Origin of the sequence: Flavobacterium sp., assembly GCF_029242675.1 — a bacterium.
GTDB lineage: Bacteria > Bacteroidota > Bacteroidia > Flavobacteriales > Flavobacteriaceae > Flavobacterium.
On record NZ_JAQWTM010000244.1, the window covers coordinates 1 to 19,612 of the forward strand.

Genomic DNA, 19,612 nt, shown 5'->3' on the forward strand with positions numbered 1-19,612 from the left:
TAAGTCGATGTAAGCTCTTTAAAAATACTGCAAAAATAAAAAAAGCTTGTAACAGAATTATTAATTAATCCGTTACAAGCTTTCTTTTTAATCCCTAAAAAAGCATCTTGTCTAAATTAGGCCTAGTTTTTCAGTGCCCTCTTATAAATCGAAGCTCTTTTTTACTTAAAGTGTTTGTGCTACTTTATGAGCCGCACTTATCGTGAAATCAAGATCTTCATAAGTCAATGCATCCGTTATAAACCAAGATTCATAAGCAGAAGGTGCGATATATACCCCAGCTTGAAGCATGCCATGGAAAAACTTTTTGAACGTATCATTATCTCCCTTTGCAGCAGATTTAAAATCAGTAACTGGACTTGCGTCAAAATGTACCGATATCATAGAACCGATTCTATTGATCGTAAAGTCTATGTTATTTTCTTTTAATACTTTTTCTAATCCAACATGCAAATAGGCTGTTTTAGCTGCTAATCGTTCGAAAACTTCAGAATCTTCATTTAATGATTGCAACATCGTCAATCCAGCTGCCATAGCAAGCGGGTTACCTGATAAAGTTCCTGCTTGATATACTGGACCTAATGGAGCCAGAAAATTCATTATTTCGTGTCGGGCAGCAAAAGCACCTACTGGCAAACCACCACCAATTACTTTACCAAAACAAACGATATCTGCATTTACATTTAATAGTTGTTGCACGCCTCCTTTAGCTAATCTAAAGCCTGTCATTACCTCATCAAAGATTAATAAAATACCGTTTTCCGTACATAAAGTTCGTAGACCTTCAAGAAACCCTTCTTGAGGTGGAATGCAACCCATATTACCTGCAACAGGTTCCACAATAATAGCGGCAATTTCATTTTTATTTGCTTCGATTAATGCCTTTACATTATCTAAATCGTTGTACGTTGCTAACAAAGTATCTTTAGCTGTTCCTGCTGTTACACCGGGACTATTAGGTGAGCCAAAAGTTACTGCACCACTTCCTGCTTGAATCAAGAACGAATCAGAATGACCATGGTAACAACCGGCAAACTTTATGATTTTATCTTTATTTGTAAAACCACGAGCTAAACGTATTGCGCTCATGCAAGCCTCAGTACCTGAATTTACAAAACGTATTTTATCAATATTTGGAACCATTTCAACTGCCAATGCAGCAATTTGAGTTTCTAGTTCAGTAGGCATACCAAAAGAGGTTCCTAATTTCGCTTTTTCGATAACTGCTTGCACTACAGGCTCAAAAGCGTGCCCCAAAATCATTGGTCCCCATGAATTGATATAATCTAGTAAACGATTGCCATCAACATCATACAGGTAAGCCCCTTTAGCACTGGCTACAAATATGGGAGTTCCCCCTACCGCTTTGAATGCACGAACAGGAGAGTTTACTCCACCTGGTATTACTTTTTCTGCTTCAGCAAATAGCTGACTACTTCTTTGATATAACATCTCTATTTTGTTATTGCTATTAAATATTACTTTACCATTAAAACTTGACCGATCGAAAGGGTATTTCCTGATAAATTATTCCTCTCTTTCAAATCATCAACTAATACATTGTACCTTTTAGATATGGAATACAACGTATCCCCTTTTTGAACTTCATGTACTAAATCATAATTATTTGTTCGATTTAAAGTACTATTTTGTGTCTTAGAAACATATTTAAGTCCTAAAACCTTTGCGTCATATTGGGCTAAATCATATCTTTCTATGTATGAAATCAATTTCTCTGGGTATTTAGAATCAGTAGCGTATCCCGCTTTTCTCAAACCGTTAGCCCAAGATTCATAATCATCTTTGGGTAAAGAAAACAAACTTGCATACCTTGACCTACCCGTCAGAAACAAAGCGTGATCTTTATAAGATTCTCCTGCCTCATTGTATTTTCTAAAACATTCTTGGCTACTATCATCATCATGCTTCACCGTTTCTCCGTTCCAACCTACATGACATTTTATTCCAAAATGATTGTTAGCGCTTATTGCCAAATCACCTTTACCTGCACCCGATTCTAATATACCTTGTGCTAATATAATACTGGCAGGAATACCATAAGTTTTCATGTTGCTCATCGCTACATCTTTAAATTTTAGGACATAAATACTAATGAGATCATTTGTAACTACTGTCCTGGATGTGGACTCAATGACCTCCTCGACTGGTTTAGATTTTTTTTGATAAGGTGCTCTTCGCTCTTGAGTTTTAACCGTCCCTGATTTCTTACCATAACTCACTCCCTTTTTTTTAGTCGTCACTATGGGTGATTTGGTGGAATTGCAGCTAGCTAGGACTAACACAACGAAGAGTAGTAGTATTCTTTTAAACATTGACATTTATTGTTAATACGTTTTTACGACTTAATTTCTCATTCATACCCTGAATTCCTTGGAGTCCACCGGTATGAATCATCAAAATTTTTGATCCGGAAGGAAAATAATTATTTGCTATTAAATCAAGTACTCCATAAACCATTTTACCTGTATAAATTGGGTCAAGCAGAATTTGAGTGGTACTAAAAAAATGATTCATAAAAGCGATTAATTCTTCATTCACCTTACCATAGCCTCCAAAATGATAGTCTGAAATTAATTTCCAATTCTCATTTTGAGCAAAAATACGAATTTCATCGTTTAAAAAATCACCTTTAAGGGCAGGAAATCCTAAAACTTTCTGATGAGGATATGCACTATTAATAAGGCCCGAAATTGTTCCTCCAGTACCTATAGCACAACAAATAAAGTCAAAACCAGCATCTTGTTCTGTTAAAATTTCTTGACAGCCCTTTACAGCAAGTGCATTTGTCCCACCTTCTGGCACCAAGTAAAAATCACCAAATGTATCTCGAAGATCTTGGATAAATGATTCCTCACTTTTGAGCCGATACGCCTCTCTAGAGACAAATTCAAACTGCATACCGCAACTTTTCGCAAAGGATAAAGTTGGGTTCAAATCTTGTTGACTTCCTAACTCTTCTCCTCTTATTATCCCAATGGTTTTAAAACCATGCTGCTGTCCCGCGAATGCCACTGCTGCAATATGATTAGAATATGCGCCGCCAAAAGTTAATAGAATTTCCTTTTTTTGTTCTTTTGCTTCAAGCAAATTATACTTGAGTTTTCTAAATTTATTACCTGATACAAAGGGATGAATCAAATCTTCGCGCTTCATCTCAAGCGTTATATTGTTGGGAAAAATTATTGGTATAGCTTGATTCAATTTTTTTTCTACAAAGGTAAATCTATTATCATAAAAAAAATGCAATCTTTTCAGATTGCATTTGAACTAAATAAAACTAATATCAATTTTTAACTATTATTTTTTGACCTATTTCTGTTTTTTCGGCAGTTTCTAGCTTGACGATATAAATACCATCACTGAGGCCTGAGGTCGAAAAACTATAGTTAGTGTTAGACCCTAAAGCTGATTTGCTGAAAATTAATTTTCCTAAAATATCATAAACATAACAGGATTTCAATTCTTTCTGTTGTGGATTACTAATATTTAAGTTCTTGTTCGTATTATTTTGATACAGTACGAAATCCGATTTTTCTACTTCGGCAGTCCCAAGTGTTTTATCTGTTTTAAATGTGATTTCAAATTGAGAGTTGTTGGTTCCTGCTGGTAGCTTAACTTCTTGAAAGCTGTTTTTGATATCATAATACGCATTGCTAATTTTATCATGTAAATAGATGTTATTTGCTCCAGTAAAATTAGTTATTTGTTTTACCGATAGTTTAAAACTTGCCTCAGCCGAATTTCTAAATCCAATTGCTATTTTTTTATTTTCATCAAAATTCAGTGCATTTATTAAGAATTCTTTTTCATCTAGAATAAAATACACATCTGCAGGCGCCTCATCACTTGATACTGCATCCATTGCATGATCGATTCCATCTGTAGCTTCAGGAACAAATGCAAGCACTAATTGTCTGACACCATGATCATTAATTAAAGCATTAAAACGAATGTGTGAACTTTCCTGAGAACTTTCTTTAGTATAATCTTTACCAGATATTGAAGGGATCGCATCAAAATAATTCTTTTTTTTGCTTTTGGAATCACTGTTACTATTCTTTTCAAATTGAGATTGGTTGACAGCTGCTTCTTTTACAAATACGCGATAAATATTTTTCATTGTAGCCGTACTATTTGCCGTTCCTTCAATCATAAATCCCTGACCTACAGGAGAAAAACGCCTATTATATATTGTTCCAGTGCCTACCGTACTCACCTCATTTCCTGAACCATCATAGGAGTAAAAAGTAGCAGGAGTATAAACCCCGTTACCAGAGCCACCCAACGGCGAAAAAGTACCGTAACCACCTTTGTAGTCTGCTATATAATGCGAATCAACTGTTTTATCCTGTTCCCAAAAATAAGCAATACCAGTAGAATTAACTGTAGCTGTCAAAAAAGCAGACAAATCAATTGACGATGGATAAGGATTACCTGTTAAAACCAATTGACCCGCTAGAAGTGGAATCGAAATATTTCCATCATTAGGTTTACCTCTGAAGTCATATCGTTGATTTTTACCTGGATTATTTTGTACACCTAACACAGTTGTCGAATTAGTTCCCGAAGTCCCTTTCATAGTAAATCCTTCTCCAGCATTTAATGTTGATCCCGAACCTACATAAGCCCAATTATTTGCTGCTGAAGCCGGTAATTTCCATATCCAATAAGGAGCTATGGCCAAGGGAGATGCAGTACCATCATAATTACTAGTTGCTAAAATGGTGATAGAGCTACTATTCACAGCAGTGGTTGGATTTTTTAGTTGAGTGATTCCAAAAGGAGAGTTACCCGCTGTTGCTAATGAGCCTCCTACTGGGGAACACCAATAATTATAGTGAAAATTATTAACTGTCCCTTCCTGAAAGATCGAGACACTCCCTAACCCTTTATTCGTGCTTGCTGCTACTGTACCTTGAAGTAGTTGTGCATCTTCTCTCAAATAAAGATTACTAGTGGCCGCGTTAAGCAGTAGATCTTGCTTAATATAAATTGGAATATTTTTAACATAAACATAACTGTCAGCGGATACAAACATTTGTGCTTGCATTTCATTGTGATAACATGATAGGAAAAATAAAAAAATAAACGGACGTAGTAAGTATGTTTTCATAAGCTAAACATTTAAAATTTTATTATGAATGAGAACAACAGTAGTAGATAGTAGATCTTTACCATTATTTGTCAAAAATACAATAAAAAATTATTCTTAGCAGTCAAAAAAATAGATAAAGTACGTTTTTTATCGATTAAATACACTATTTATGAACATATTAAGCTTTTTACTTACAGTAATTAATTGATATTTCACATCTAAATCCTATTTTAAATATACTTAAAAGAAGAGCAAAACGATCTTTGCTTTAAATAGTAAAAGTTGTTTTCGTTATCATATGCTTCTCTCTCAAAGGAGATCGCACGATAAGCTAAATTTTTGTCTTTATAGCGCACTAGTTTCAAGAAATACTCAAAGGAATACCACAGATAAAATGGAACAATAAGTAACTCTAATTGCTGTCTCAAATGAATTCTTTCGTGATTGATTAGCCGAGCATCATTTCTATCCTCCTTGTATCTTAATAAAATAAAAGGAAATATAGTGATAGCTCGAAAACCTCGAGGAACAAAAACTTTAGAAACAACAATAAGCATAAGCAAGAGAATCAAGTAGTGAATAAATTCCAAACAACCCAGACAAGCAGTTATACCAAAGCCGTAACCTAAAATACAGTTTGCCATAAGCTACTAAGATTACAAATAACGGAAGATTTGACCTATCCCCAACTAGTTATCGCTTTATTTACCTGTACGTTTACATTGGCAACGAAAATATGGAAGTAATTTTAAAAACATTTCCTTTTCATAAAAAAAAACAGAAGAGAGCCTCATTTCTAAATAAATGCAAATAGGAAGAGTCAATCGTTCTAAAAAGAATAAATTTGTAAATCAGGAATTGTGTCGCAAAATTAGCTATACTAAATCTCAAGATAAAAAAAATATTTTTTCATAAATGCTAAATCAAGAAAACCAAGGCAAACTAATAGAAGGAGAAGATTTTTACTATACACCCGAAGGGTACAAGTGCTTTACCGAAAAGCACCATTTAAAAAGAGGATATTGCTGCAAAAGTGGCTGCCGTCATTGTCCTTATGGCTTTGACAAAAAAACGGGAACAATTAAAAAATAAATTTGTAAAATGGATATTTGTACACAAAATTTTAGGATTACGATCTTTAAATCCTATCATCGGTCGGATATTCGTTATCCATAGTGATTTGTTGACTAGTCAGTACTGAATATATAACTCAACTATTTAACAAATACAAATTTTAAAATGACTTTTAAAGAGCAAATCCAGCAAGGAATACCTTCACAATTACCACTACCAAAACCCTTTGACGATACAATCAATCACGCACCAAAACGGAAAGATATTTTATCCGCAGAGGAGAAAAAGCTAGCGCTTCGCAATGCTTTACGCTACTTTGACGCAAAACATCATGCTGAATTAGTACCTGAATTTAAGGAAGAACTGGCTACTTACGGCCGAATCTATATGTATCGCTTGCGACCTGATTATGAAATGCGTACCCGTGCCATAGAGGAATATCCCGGAAAATGCGAACAAGCAAAAGCCATAATGTTGATGATTCAAAACAATCTCGATTATGCTGTTGCTCAACATCCTCATGAACTAATTACATATGGAGGTAATGGAGCTGTTTTTCAAAACTGGGCTCAGTACCTATTAACCATGCAGTATTTGTCTGAAATGACCGAAGACCAAACTTTAACGATGTACTCAGGTCATCCAATGGGTTTATTTCCTTCTCACAAAGAAGCACCAAGAGTAGTTGTCACAAACGGAATAGTCATACCTAATTATTCGCAACCTGATGATTATGAAAAGATGAATGCTCTTGGCGTTTCTCAATATGGGCAAATGACTGCCGGAAGCTATATGTATATTGGACCTCAAGGAATTGTTCATGGCACAACAATCACCGTTTTAAATGGCTTCAGAAAAATAAAAAAAACTCCTCAAGGAGGTTTATTTGTAACCTCAGGTCTAGGAGGAATGAGTGGAGCACAACCTAAAGCAGGTAATATTGCAGGCTGCATCACCGTCTGCGCTGAAGTAAATCCCAAAATCACCCATATTCGTCATAGTCAAGGTTGGATAAACGAAGTCATTGAAGATATAGACCAATTAGTAAGCAGAGTGGCTTTGGCGAAAGCCAATAATGAGGTGGTTTCATTGGCTTATTTGGGAAATATCGTTGATGTTTGGGAGAAATTTGATCAGGAAAACATTCAGATCGATTTAGGAAGTGATCAAACCTCGCTTCATAATCCTTGGGCTGGAGGTTACTATCCCGTTGGTATTTCTTTCGAAGAAGCAAATAGTATGATGGCCGAAAACCCAGAATTATTCAAACAAAATGTGCAAGAAACCTTACGTCGACATACCGATGCCATTAATAACCATACAGCAAAGGGAACTTATTTTTTTGACTACGGTAATGCTTTTTTATTGGAAGCTTCACGTGCAGGTGCAACAATTATGGCCGAAAACAATATTGATTTCAAATATCCGAGTTACGTTCAGGACATCATGGGACCGATGTGCTTCGACTACGGTTTTGGTCCTTTTCGATGGGTTTGTGCTTCGGGTAAACCAGAAGATTTACAAAAAACAGATAAGATCGCCTGCGAAGTATTAGAAGAAATGGCTAAAACAGCACCCACTGAAATTCAGCAACAAATGCAAGACAATATAAAATGGATCAAAGGCGCTCAAGAAAACAATTTAGTTGTTGGTTCGCAGGCTCGAATTTTATATGCTGACGCAGAGGGACGTGTAAAAATTGCTGAAGCTTTTAATCAGGCTATTGCAAAAAGGGAAATTGGCACGGTCATATTAGGCCGCGATCATCACGATGTATCCGGCACCGATTCTCCTTACAGAGAAACATCTAATATTTATGATGGATCTCGCTTTACCGCTGATATGGCGATACAAAACGTGATTGGAGATAGTTTCCGTGGTGCTACTTGGGTTTCAATTCACAATGGTGGAGGTGTAGGTTGGGGCGAGGTCATTAACGGTGGTTTTGGTATGGTTCTTGATGGTACTCAAGAGGCATCAAAGCGCTTAGCCTCAATGCTTTTCTGGGATGTGAACAACGGAATTTCCAGAAGAAGTTGGGCGCGCAATGAAGGAGCCATTTTTGCAATAAAAAGAGCAATGGAATTACAGCCTTTATTAAAAGTAACTATTCCAAACCTTGTAGATGATAGCTTAATCAATAGTTAATTTCGACGTTAAAGTTTAAATGTTTTTGTTTTGAAAAAATTTAAATTTTTACCTTAGAGTAACTTTTAATTCTAGAACATTTTTAAAAACATAAATACCCAAACCATGAAAACAATTAAACTCTTACCCGTTTTGCTTTTATTTGTCTTAGGCTCATGTAGCTCTATTCAAGTAAATTCTGATTTTGATAAAAATATTGATTTTAAACAATATAAAACCTACGCTTTCCACAAAAACGGAATTGACAAAGCGGAGATTTCACAATTAGATAAAAAGAGAATTTTGCGCGCTATTGACGCCGAATTAAGCAACAAAGGGATGACTAAAAGTGATAATCCTGATCTGTTAATAAATATTTTTACCAAAGAGAGAGAAAAAGTAAGTGTCAACCAATTCAACGCAGGTTGGGGATACGGTTGGGGATGGGGATGGAATCCTTATATGTGGGGAGGCCAACAGACGATCGCGACTTCCAACACAGAGGGTACGCTTTTTATTGACCTAATCGATGCCAAAAAGCAAGAACTGATTTGGCAAGGAGAGGGTGTTGGCTATCTTACTAAAAACCAAGCCGAAAAGGAGAATCGAATTAACGAATTTGTTGCTAAAATAATGGCGCAATTCCCTCCACAATCCTAAAAATAAGTATCAAAAATGGACTACCTTTGTGTAGGCTTTTTTTATACGGCATTATGACAACAAAAACAGATATTTCTACTCTCGAGGACATCAAATCAGTATTGGATTCCTTTTACACTACTGTTAAAAAAGACCCTTTTATTGGCCCTGTTTTTAACGAAAAAATAGGAGATAGATGGCCAGAACATCTTGAAAAAATGTATCGGTTTTGGCAAACAATATTATTAGAAGTACACACCTACTCCGGTAGTCCTTTTCCTCCACACAAACATTTACCGGTAGATAAAGAGCATTTTGACCGTTGGATGGAAATTTTTGTTGCAACAGTAGATCGTTTATATACAGGTCCTATCGCCGACGAGGCAAAAATGCGTGCCAAAAACATGGCCGACATGTTCCATTACAAAATCAACTACTTTAGAGATTTTGCACAAAACGGCGATCTTTTAAATCTAAAATAAATGCCATGCGCACAGCACTATATCTTGCACCTTTATTCGGTATCTTAACTTCTTGTTCTACTGTAAAAGTAGTAAACACCAACAAGCCTAACCCTACTCTAAAATTCATTAATAGCATTGAAATCCCATTCAATCAAGAATTCAAAAACAGTGTTATTGGTGGCTTATCAAGTATTGATTACGATTCTACAAATGATTTATACTATTTCATTTGCGATGATCGGTCTGTTTACAATGATGCTAGATTTTACACTGCCAAAATCAAACTCGAAGCCGATACCATACAAAACATAAATTTTGAAAATGTAGTTAGCCTAAAAAATGCCAAGGACGCAACCTACAGCAATTGGGAAAAATATCCTGACAGCTCTATAGACCCAGAGGAAATGCGCTACAATCCAAAAACTAAATCAGTAGTTTGGAGCAGCGAAGGTGCTCGCGTGATCGCGAAAGATTTTGCTGTAATACAAAACCCTTCCTTACAAACGGCATCATTAACGGGTAGTTTTGTAAAGGACTTTAGCCTACCTTCCAACCTCAACATGCAAAGAGAAGAAAAAGGCCCACGAAGCAATGGTGTCCTTGAAGGAATTACGTTTAGTAGTGACTTTAGAACCATTTATACCAATGTAGAAGAACCATTATACGAAGATGGCGATCAAGCAACAACGACCAAAGGCGGCCCTATTAGAATCTACCTTTTTGATTCCAAATCCACCCAAAATACGGCACAATATGCCTACCTATTGGATCCAATTGCCCATGAGCCAAATCCTAAAACTGCTTTCGCTGTAAACGGAGTATCCACGATGCAGTACTACGATAAAAACCAACTTTTAATTGTGGAACGCTCTTACTCCGTAGGACGACAAGCATGTACCATAAAGGTATACTTGTGTGATTTTACTACTGCTACGAATGTAAAAAACATTGCTTCTCTTAAAAACGCAACTGTAAATCTAGCCTCCAAAAAGCTTATTCTAAATATGGATGATTTAGGTATTTTTATCGACAATATTGAGGGAATCACCTTTGGTCCCAAACTCGCCAATGGTAAACAATCGATGCTATTCGTGTCGGATAATAATTTTTCGGATAAACAAAAAACCCAAATATTACTTTTTGAAGTTAATTAACCTAGATAAACTACCTGTTCCCCATTAGTCATTGCGAGGAACGAAGCAATCTTAGCGCGTATCTACTGTTTCATTTCTTAACAAAAGACTAAATCATGTACTAAAAACAATACAAACCAATTTTAATTAGATTCTTCCTTCGTCAGAATGACAAAAGGCTAGGGGCTTATTACGAGTACTTTGAATAATAACCTATTTACTCCAAGCAAGCATGAAACAAACTCTCAACAATCCACCAAGTCATTGCGAGGAACGAAGCAATCTTAGTACGCCTATTCTTTAAGACTACTTAGATGAGGTAATAAAATAAACCATTTTCGATTAGATTCTTCCTTCGTCAGAATGACAAATGGCTAGGAACGTTAAAAAAATAATTTGAATACTACCATTTCAATTTAAGCACCACTTCCCTAGCCCCGATTGAAATGGAAAGCTTTTTGTAACGGCCGTTGTTTTGTTTTTTCCTGTTGTGGTAGAGCGACCAAAGGAAGCTCCTGCCCCAACTTTGGAAAAACCAACGGCCGTACAAAAACTTGCAATGAAAAGCGGGAAATGGCTTCTAGAATTCGTACTTTTGTATCTTAAACTACAACGTTTTCGATATGAATGCAACAATTGAAAGTAATCCCTTATTAGACCGATTACCAAAACATTTAAAGCAATTTATTAAAGCTCAAGACTATAGCGATTACACGCCGATCAATCAAGCGGTTTGGCGCTATGTGATGCGTAAAAATGTAGATTATCTTTCGCAAGTGGCGCACAGTTCGTACTTGGAAGGTTTGAAAAAAACCGGAATTGAGGTAGATAACATTCCGAGTATGTATGGAATGAATCGAATTTTAACCGAAATTGGTTGGGCTGCTGTAGCTGTGGATGGATTTATTCCGCCTAATGCTTTTATGGAGTTTCAAGCTTATAACGTGTTAGTTATCGCATCAGATATTCGTCAACTTGAACATATTGAATACACTCCTGCTCCGGATATTATTCACGAAGGTGCCGGTCACGCTCCTATTATCGCTAATCCTGAATATGCTGAATATTTACGCCGTTTTGGAGAAATAGGCTGCAAGGCGATTTCGTCTAGCAAGGATTACGAAATGTACGAAGCGATCCGACTTTTATCAATTGTAAAAGAGGCTGAAGGAACACCGCAAACTACGATTGATGCTGCCGAAAAAGCGGTTGAAGACTTACAAAACAACATGGGAGAGTTGTCAGAAATGGCACAAATACGCAACCTACACTGGTGGACTGTCGAATATGGTTTGATAGGAACAGTAGAAAATCCCAAGATTTATGGTGCGGGATTATTGTCATCGATAGGTGAAAGTGCTTACTGCATGACAGACAAAGTAACTAAAATTCCTTATGACATTTCCGCTGCTTACCAGAGTTTTGACATCACAAAACTACAACCACAATTGTACGTTACACCTACTTTTGCGTACTTAAACTTAGTTTTAGAAGAATTTGCCAATAAAATGGCATTGCGTACGGGAGGATTGTCAGGGATTGAAAAGCTAATTAATTCGGCTGCTCTAGGAACCGTTGAGTTGAGTACAGGCTTGCAAATTTCAGGCGTTTTTACCAATGTGATTGCGCAGGACGGCAAACCTATTTACGTGCAAACAACAGGAAAAACAGCATTAGCTTACCGCGAAAAAGAATTAGTAGGTCATGGCACTTTAACACATCCTGACGGCTTTGGAAGCCCTATAGGAAAACTGGAAGGCATCAATTTAGCTATTGAAGACATGAGTCCGAAAGATTTAAATGCTTACGATATTCTAGAATCTAAAACTGTAAAACTAGAATTTGAAGGAGGAATCACCGTTGAAGGTGAAATTGTAACAGGATCAAGAAACTTACAAGGAGAAATTATCTTAATCCGTTTTAAAAACTGTACGGTAACGCATGGAGACGCTATATTATTTCAACCAGACTGGGGCGTTTATGATATGGCAGTAGGTAAAAAAGTAGTTTCGGCTTTCTCGGGTCCAGCTGATGTAAACAGCTTTGACTTGATTACGCACATGCCTTCAAGTACAACAATTAAAGCACAACAAACAGCTGAACGTGACGATTTAGAAATTTTATACCAGTCGGTTAGAATCATTAGAAATTCTGAAGACAATACAGCTGACTTAAGCACGATATTTGAAAGTGTTCAGCAAAACCACCCAAAAGATTGGTTACTTTCGGTAGAAATAGCTGAGCTGTTGAAGGAGCGCAACGATTCGCTATTATTAGATAAAGTATTGAAGTACTTGGAGCAACAAAAAACAAAAAGATCCGAAGTGGCTCATCTGATCGCTGGGGGCTTGGACTTGATTTTTGAAAAAGAGACCGCCTAAAAGATTAATTTCACACACTATTTGAAGAATTTAATTAGGTGAGACTTTTATATAAAAACCGCAAATTCATACTATTTATAGATTGAGTTTGCGGTTTTTGCATTAAAAATTAATTCGTTATAACTGACTAATAAGCGGCAATTTATTCTTGTATCTGAATAAGTGGGCATGGTAAAGAATGATTGCAATAATCATGTAGATTTTTTGCCTTTTACTAATAATGGTTTCGAAGAAAAAAGAATACGATAAAACATGACCGCAAATTCGCAAATTATACTTGCTGACTTTGTGCTTCTTGCAAAGAATAACTTGGAGCTAGAAAAAGCTACTGAGGAAAGATCAAGCAAATCAGGAGATTAACCTGAAAGCTTTTGTTGTCTTATTTTTAGATTGTCAATACCTAAATTGAGCTATTTACAAGTTTTGAATTTGCGGTAAAAAAATAGTTATTTTGATGCTTACAGCTTGATTTGCTTACCAAGCTCCGAATTACTTTCGATTACTTTACCATCGTATTTTAATACCCAACCCAAATTTTTTGTTGTAATTAATAATTGCGACAATTCACTTATTAATCGGTTTTGAGCGTTTGATTTTAGAGTAGATTTTTGAATTTTTTTCGCTAAACTAGCCTTAACCGAAGCGTTGATTTTATTATAATCATCTCCAGTAAACGGATTGAGTTTACTTTGCTCCACATCGTAAAATTTAATATCAGGACTGATTTTGATCTCTTCTTTTGGAATGTATAGGATTGAAATGGTTTTGTTAGCCTCATCAATATCGTATTTCATTTGGTGTAAATCATAAGCCACCGTAACATCTGCATTGACAACTACCAAGGCTTTTTTATCAAAAGAAACGATTCCCATTAAGTACTTTTCTTCGTTTTTATAGGTGATCACTTCAGAGAAATGCCCTTCGGTAACGATTAGCTTTCCTACGTTCAGAATTTGCTGTTGAATTAGTCCAGCACCATCTATCGATGTCGAATCATCTGATTTTTTAAAATCGCAAAATTTAAACAACAACACTATTGTTCCTATTAAACCTGCAAATATCAAGAGTCGTTTTAACATATTTAAAATTTCATGTGTTAATAAAGAGAAGTCAATTTACTAATTTTATTTTGCAAATTGGCTTCAAATTTTTGATGACTTTCTGATTGTGGATTGAACGATCGGTGCTGCAAGGACTTTTGAATAGTTGCTACCTCCTTCATTGTATCATTGGTCTTTTCGGCAATTGTTGATTCCACAAATCGTTCCCAAATATAGTCAATTGCAACCGTATTTGGATACAGCATATCTTCATTATAAAACCGATAATCCCGTAGCTCATCCATCATGATTTCATAACTAGGAAAGTAATTACTTTTTGCAATACCTTCAGCTTCAATTGCTGCATGAAGCGCACTAATTAAATGTGACTTGCTTAGTTGATTTTCAATAAAACCGTCTTTAATGTGCCGCACAGGTGAAACAGTAAATACAAAACTTATAGTAGGGTTTATTCTTTTAATAAGATGGATTGTGTTCCTAATACTCTCTTGAATTGTTCCAATTGATAGCAACTCCTTCTTGAATTCTCTTTGAGGTACTTTATGGCAATTAGCCACAATTGAATTAGTAGCATTGGAGCGATAGACCCAAGCTGTGCCATAGGTAATAATACAATGGGATGCCTGCGTTACATAAAGTCTAGTGGCATCTAGTAATTGATTGATGCTTGCTAAAAGAGTCTCTTTATCAAGACTTGAAAGTTCTGAATGAAGTTCAAAACAATGCCAGCGTTCATTATGAAAGAAAACATCTTCCTCAGTGAAATACTTATTTACAACAACCCGACTTACTAATTTTTCGATTGAAACAGGGTTGAAGATGATCCCAAATGGATTACAAAAATTTTGAAACTGGAAGTATTCCAACTTGGAAGCCATATTTTCGGCAAAGCAAGAACCCAAAGACACCACTTTAGAATTATAGTCAATTGGATAACTACTTTTAGAAATGGGTATTTGGGTTCTAAATTGCATTATAAATTGTATAGCTATTCGTAAAAATATTCAGATTTTAGATACCCTAAATTTCCACTTGCATTTTCAGTAATTTGTTCAGTAGGGTAACTGCTATCATTATATTGAAATGCACTCTTGTAAAATTTAGCAGAAGATATAATTTGATCATCTGTAGTATTAGTGATGCTATTTTCAACTACACTAATCAGACTGTTGTTGATTGAAACAAACTCGTACTGATTTAGTAATTTATTAATTCCTAGAATACTATGGTAAGGATTTGTCTTAGAGTCGTACTCATAGCTTAACTCATTTTTAGAAATAATACCCTTCTTGGAATCGTGTAAAATCCTAACGTCCTTAATAGGATTCCCATTTTTAAAAGAGAGTATTCCGTGGTATTTTTTTATTTGTTGCTCCTTATCGTCTATCGAAAAATTCTGGTAAGTCACGGATCCGTATGCATTATGAGAATAATTAATTATAAACTTATCAGATGATTGTAATTTTCATGGGAATTATTTTTAAACAAAATTGAAAAAAACAATAAAAAAAAAATAAGGCAATTGCCCTTTTTATAAAACTCACTAATTTAAATTAAGTTGTTTCGCTTCGCTTTTTGTACTGCTTCAAGCTTTGAATGTACTTGTAATTTAGAATAAATATTCTCTATGTGCTTTCTTACAGTAGAAGGTGATAAAAATAAATTTTCAGCAATTAAAGTATAACTTAATCCTTGCGCTAATTGTTCTAATACGTCTATTTCTCTAGCTGTTAAATTAATTTCTTCTTTATTTGTTTCTTCAAAATTAATAGGATTTCGCAATAATTTTAAGGTTTTTAAAGCTATTGAAGGATTCATTGCAGCACCACCTTTTATAGTTTCGACGATTCCATTAAATAAAGCATGTGGATTAACATCTTTAAGTAAATAACCATCTGCTCCAGCTTTAATTGCATTAAAAATATTCTCATCGTTATCAAAAACAGTGAGCATTATAATTTTGAGTTGGGGGTATTTTTGTTTTACTGCTAATGTCGCTGCAATTCCGTTCATATTTGGCATTTCGATATCCATTAAAAGTAAATCTAAATTATGATTGGCTTCTAATTTTTCTAATAAATCAGCACCATTCCAAGCAGTGAATTTGATTTGAATTTCTTCAAAAAAAGATAACTTTTCCTTCATAGAAGTGATTAAAAAACTATTGTCGTCAATAATGGCTATTCTCATTTTTTATTGTTTTTGATTTGATATTATTTCCAACAAAGCGACTTGCTGTTTAATAATTTCTAATTTAAAATAAATACTTTTAAAAACATCCTTTTCAGATTCACTTTTATTTACTGTATTTTTATTTATTTGAAAAGCAATCTTTTTTTCTAAATCATACATTAAAACGAGATGTATTTGCTTTTCTTTTTTTATTTTAATGATATGCCAAATAATAACCGAAAGACTTATTAAAAGTAGCAAAATTAAAATACTATTCATAGTGGTGTGATTAAATCATTAACTTCAGTTTTCAAAATAAGAATTTTAAATTTCTCATTTTATCTCCCACTATATAAAAAAGGTGCCCAAAACTTGGGTGACCTCACTCTTTCTCCAAAATCACCATTGATAAAACCTCTTTTGATTTCATTTAAAACGACATTGGGTTTGGCATTGTTCTGAATTATATTTTTAAAAAGCAATTGCATCGTTAATGCTGTACTAGCATCATCCACTGACCAAAGTGACAACATAGTACTATTAGAACCTGCTACTAAAAAAGAGGTATTTAATCCGTTGACACCTTCTCCACCGTATAATTTACCAACACCAGTACTACAAGCACTTAAAATGGTCAAATCGGCATTTAGATTTAATTTCGCAATTTCAGGAGCCAATAAAAATGTGTCCTCTTTTCCATCACCACCATTAGGCTGCGAAAACATAACACCACTAAATTCAGGAATTACATCTCCTGTAAAACCATGAGTTGATATGATAAGATTTTTATATTGCTTTAATTCTCCTGAAAGATTGGCTTTTTTGAAATTACTTTCGGTCATATTTTGACCAGTAATCACTTTTGCATCATTTGAAAGTGTTCCAATGTATTGTACTTCTTTCAAAGTTCCTGCTAAATAATTGGCTCCGCCAAAACCAATAGCTTCTAATTCTGGTTTGAAGTTGTAAATTCCTTGACTTATTTTTTTTGATACTGCATCTGAAATTTTATAAAAATCATCAATAGTTCTAACTGTTGTTTTTACATTTCCTGAAGGTTGATATTGTGCTCCACCATAAGCTATAACTGATTTTCTATCATCACTATAATTTCTGTTAGAAACCATTTTCCAAACCGTTACATTTGGAATATAACGTACATTATTAGTACTCACAAAGTATTGATTTTTTGGATTAATAAAGGCTTCAAAAGGCAAATAATTCAATTCAGACGAAGCACTTATGATGACATTTTTGTATTGTGCTGTCAAATCTTGGACTGGAAGTAAAACTAAGTTGTACCAAAAATGAAGAAAATCGGCTTGGGGTATTTGATATTCTAGTTTGTCTGAATGTTCCAAAACATCGCGTGTCCATTGTACTAAAGTAAGTAGATCTTCTTTTTTGAAATTGGATTCTTTATTAGCATATCGAATCAATTTTCCGTTTTCATAATCCACATTATAATCTTGCATATACGGATTCAAATCAGATGGCACTTTTTTGATCCTGTCTGTATAATTTTTTTTGATGGCAATTAAGTTGTCTATCGGGTAATTGTATCTAATTTCAGCTTTGTTTTTTGAAATAGCGGTAATGATAATTTCACCTGGTTTTCCAATACTATAAGTCAATAATAACTCATCGTCTTTTAGCATATTTTGAGCATCTTTCACATTGGCAACAGCCGAATTGTTTTTCAATAACTCTTTTAAATAGCCACTTCTTGTTCTTTCTTGTAAGTCAAATAATTTATGTGTTTGATTGGTTTCTTTATAACATAGAATCAAACCAGTATAAGCTCCTGAAACATTATTCATGTACTCTAACTTTTGTTTGGCATTCAACTCTTTTTTAATATTTTCTGCCAAAGCGATACTTTTTTCAAATTCAGTAATGGCATTTCTGTAGTCTTTTTTGATGTAAAGAATGAAAGCCATATTATTATAAAGATTCTGAGCATCTATATATTTTTTATCTTTTAAATAATTTTGAGCCAATTCTTCATTGATTTTTGATGCATCTGCGTATAAACCTTGTTTCACTTTTACCAAGGCATAATTTTCATTTACTTCATTGGTAAGATCTTTATCATTAACTGTTTTAGCTAAATTGTAAGCTTTGGTTATATATTCAGTTCCTTTTGCCATTTCTGATTGCGGTCCTTCCATGAAATAATAGATTCCAACAGAATTATAGGCTTTTACTCTAAAATAATCGTTATCGATATTTTTAGCTGTTTGTTCCAATTGAAAAGCTGTTTGTAATTTTTCCTCCTTTTTATCTCCAAGCATTTTTAATACTACAATTTTATGCATTTGCATGTTTGCCAAAGCTAATGAAGCATAAGGCAACTTGGCATATTCGGCTAATGCTTCATTTATGGTTACCAAAGCACCTCGACTATTGTAAGAATTATTTTTTATGATAGATAAAAAGTATAATGCATAACTTCTTTTAGACAACAAAGCAGCAAAGTTTTTACTAATTTCTATAAAATTTTCAAATTGTTTTATACTTTCATTTGCATTACCACCATAATAATAAGTAACGGCTTTTAGTAATGGAAGCATTTTTTGAAACAAAGGATTTGCATTTTTCATACTTGAAAACTGAGCAAATTGACTATCTAAATTTTCACATTTTGTTCCTGAAGTCAAAATACCACTTACACAAGCATCTATCTTAAAAGATCTATTAACATCAATTGTTTTGTTTTGATAATATTTGAGCCATTGGTTTTTTAAAACGGATAAATCTTTTTTAGTAAAAAATTCAATCTTTTCCATGTCTTCAAGAATATCTTTTGCTTCTTGAAAAGTGCTTAATTGCATTGCCCATTCTAAATTTTTGAGCGCATTTGGAGTATTTCCTTTAAAAAAATCAATGTAAGCCTGCGTATAATAAGCGTATTCCAGTAAAGGTTGGATGTTCATGGCTTGAGTTGCACTTGCTTGCGCTTTGTTTAAATCCCCTTTCAGAATTTGGTAATAGGAATTAAAATAAAAGCCCACAAACTCATCTGAATAATAAGTCATTAAGCCTTCGCTTTCTGCTTTCATTTTCACCAAATCATTTGATTTATAACTCTCTAAATAATTATTGTAATATTCGTCAAAGGATTTTTGAGACCAAGCATTTGAAACACTCACTAAAAGTAAAATCAATACAAATTTTATCTCGTTTTTCATGCTATGTCGTTTAAATACTAATTTCTAATTTCCCTCCTTTATAAAATCCTTTTTCAATCACAGTGCCGCTTTTATCAACTTTAAACCCAAGTCCTTCACGGTAATTATCGTTCCACGCACCTATATATTTGCTTCCATCTGTAAAGAAATAAACTCCAAATTCCTTGCGAAATCCCTGGATGCATTGTCCATCAAACTGGTCGCCATTATGCCAAACATGAATCATAGGATCGGCTCTTTTCCTGTACGCAGAA

Annotated in this window: 17 protein-coding genes and 1 pseudogene; 6 read left to right on the forward strand and 12 right to left on the reverse strand. The window is 34.4% G+C overall.

Features of this window, described 5'->3' with window-relative positions:
- Nucleotides 1–165: 165 nt before the first annotated feature.
- From hemL to P8M54_RS09070, 5 genes are all read right to left on the reverse strand, one after another.
- Nucleotides 166–1,452, reverse strand: a complete 1,287-nt coding sequence (hemL, locus tag P8M54_RS09050; protein WP_300287432.1) for a glutamate-1-semialdehyde 2,1-aminomutase — start codon at nt 1,450–1,452, stop codon at nt 166–168.
- A 26-nt stretch (nt 1,453–1,478) separates the two neighbouring features.
- Nucleotides 1,479–2,261: a glucosaminidase domain-containing protein gene (locus P8M54_RS09055; RefSeq protein WP_366525141.1), complete on the reverse strand. Its 783-nt coding sequence runs from the start codon at nt 2,259–2,261 to the stop codon at nt 1,479–1,481.
- 64 nt (nt 2,262–2,325) lie between these two features.
- Nucleotides 2,326–3,174 carry a pyridoxal-phosphate dependent enzyme gene (locus P8M54_RS09060; protein WP_300287437.1) on the reverse strand — a complete coding sequence of 283 codons (849 nt, stop codon included), beginning with the start codon at nt 3,172–3,174 and terminating at the stop codon, nt 2,326–2,328.
- 130 nt (nt 3,175–3,304) lie between these two features.
- Nucleotides 3,305–5,134, reverse strand: coding sequence for a T9SS type A sorting domain-containing protein (locus P8M54_RS09065; RefSeq protein ID WP_300287440.1), 1,830 nt, complete (start codon nt 5,132–5,134; stop codon nt 3,305–3,307).
- A 212-nt stretch (nt 5,135–5,346) separates the two neighbouring features.
- Nucleotides 5,347–5,760, reverse strand: coding sequence for a hypothetical protein (locus tag P8M54_RS09070; protein WP_366525142.1), 414 nt, complete (start codon nt 5,758–5,760; stop codon nt 5,347–5,349).
- A gap of 271 nt (nt 5,761–6,031) precedes the next feature.
- On the opposite strand from P8M54_RS09070, the gene P8M54_RS09075 reads away from it, so the two are divergent.
- From P8M54_RS09075 to P8M54_RS09100, 6 genes are all read left to right on the forward strand, one after another.
- Nucleotides 6,032–6,208, forward strand: a complete 177-nt coding sequence (locus P8M54_RS09075) for a DUF5522 domain-containing protein (RefSeq protein WP_300287442.1) — start codon at nt 6,032–6,034, stop codon at nt 6,206–6,208.
- Nucleotides 6,209–6,355: 147 nt separating this feature from the next.
- Nucleotides 6,356–8,338 (forward strand): urocanate hydratase, encoded by a 1,983-nt coding sequence (locus P8M54_RS09080; protein WP_300287444.1) that lies wholly within the window; start codon nt 6,356–6,358, stop codon nt 8,336–8,338.
- A 105-nt stretch (nt 8,339–8,443) separates the two neighbouring features.
- Nucleotides 8,444–8,977 carry a DUF4136 domain-containing protein gene (locus tag P8M54_RS09085; protein WP_300287446.1) on the forward strand — a complete coding sequence of 178 codons (534 nt, stop codon included), beginning with the start codon at nt 8,444–8,446 and terminating at the stop codon, nt 8,975–8,977.
- Nucleotides 8,978–9,030: 53 nt separating this feature from the next.
- A complete protein-coding gene (locus P8M54_RS09090; protein WP_300287448.1) occupies nt 9,031–9,438 on the forward strand; it encodes a group III truncated hemoglobin in 408 nt (135 codons plus the stop codon).
- Nucleotides 9,439–9,443: 5 nt separating this feature from the next.
- Entirely contained in the window at nt 9,444–10,574 is a 1,131-nt protein-coding gene (locus tag P8M54_RS09095) for an esterase-like activity of phytase family protein (RefSeq protein WP_300287450.1), read from the forward strand.
- A 602-nt stretch (nt 10,575–11,176) separates the two neighbouring features.
- Complete coding sequence (locus P8M54_RS09100) at nt 11,177–12,934, forward strand: aromatic amino acid hydroxylase (protein WP_300287452.1); 1,758 nt, start codon at nt 11,177–11,179, stop codon at nt 12,932–12,934.
- 458 nt (nt 12,935–13,392) lie between these two features.
- Here P8M54_RS09100 and P8M54_RS09105 read toward each other — a convergent pair whose 3' ends face one another.
- The 7 genes and pseudogenes from P8M54_RS09105 to P8M54_RS09135 form a co-directional block, all read right to left on the reverse strand.
- Complete coding sequence (locus P8M54_RS09105) at nt 13,393–14,013, reverse strand: DUF4230 domain-containing protein (RefSeq protein WP_300287454.1); 621 nt, start codon at nt 14,011–14,013, stop codon at nt 13,393–13,395.
- Between the two features lie 17 nt (nt 14,014–14,030).
- Entirely contained in the window at nt 14,031–14,969 is a 939-nt protein-coding gene (locus P8M54_RS09110; RefSeq protein ID WP_300287456.1) for a GSCFA domain-containing protein, read from the reverse strand.
- Between the two features lie 14 nt (nt 14,970–14,983).
- Nucleotides 14,984–15,403 carry a hypothetical protein gene (locus tag P8M54_RS09115; RefSeq protein WP_300287458.1) on the reverse strand — a complete coding sequence of 140 codons (420 nt, stop codon included), beginning with the start codon at nt 15,401–15,403 and terminating at the stop codon, nt 14,984–14,986.
- A 140-nt stretch (nt 15,404–15,543) separates the two neighbouring features.
- Complete coding sequence (locus P8M54_RS09120; protein ID WP_300287460.1) at nt 15,544–16,185, reverse strand: response regulator transcription factor; 642 nt, start codon at nt 16,183–16,185, stop codon at nt 15,544–15,546.
- 3 nt (nt 16,186–16,188) lie between these two features.
- Nucleotides 16,189–16,446, reverse strand: a complete 258-nt coding sequence (locus tag P8M54_RS09125; protein WP_300287462.1) for a hypothetical protein — start codon at nt 16,444–16,446, stop codon at nt 16,189–16,191.
- Nucleotides 16,447–16,505: 59 nt separating this feature from the next.
- Nucleotides 16,506–19,358 carry a CHAT domain-containing tetratricopeptide repeat protein gene (locus tag P8M54_RS09130; protein ID WP_300287465.1) on the reverse strand — a complete coding sequence of 951 codons (2,853 nt, stop codon included), beginning with the start codon at nt 19,356–19,358 and terminating at the stop codon, nt 16,506–16,508.
- A 10-nt stretch (nt 19,359–19,368) separates the two neighbouring features.
- Nucleotides 19,369–19,612, reverse strand: a pseudogene (locus tag P8M54_RS09135) (hypothetical protein); the annotation flags it as partial.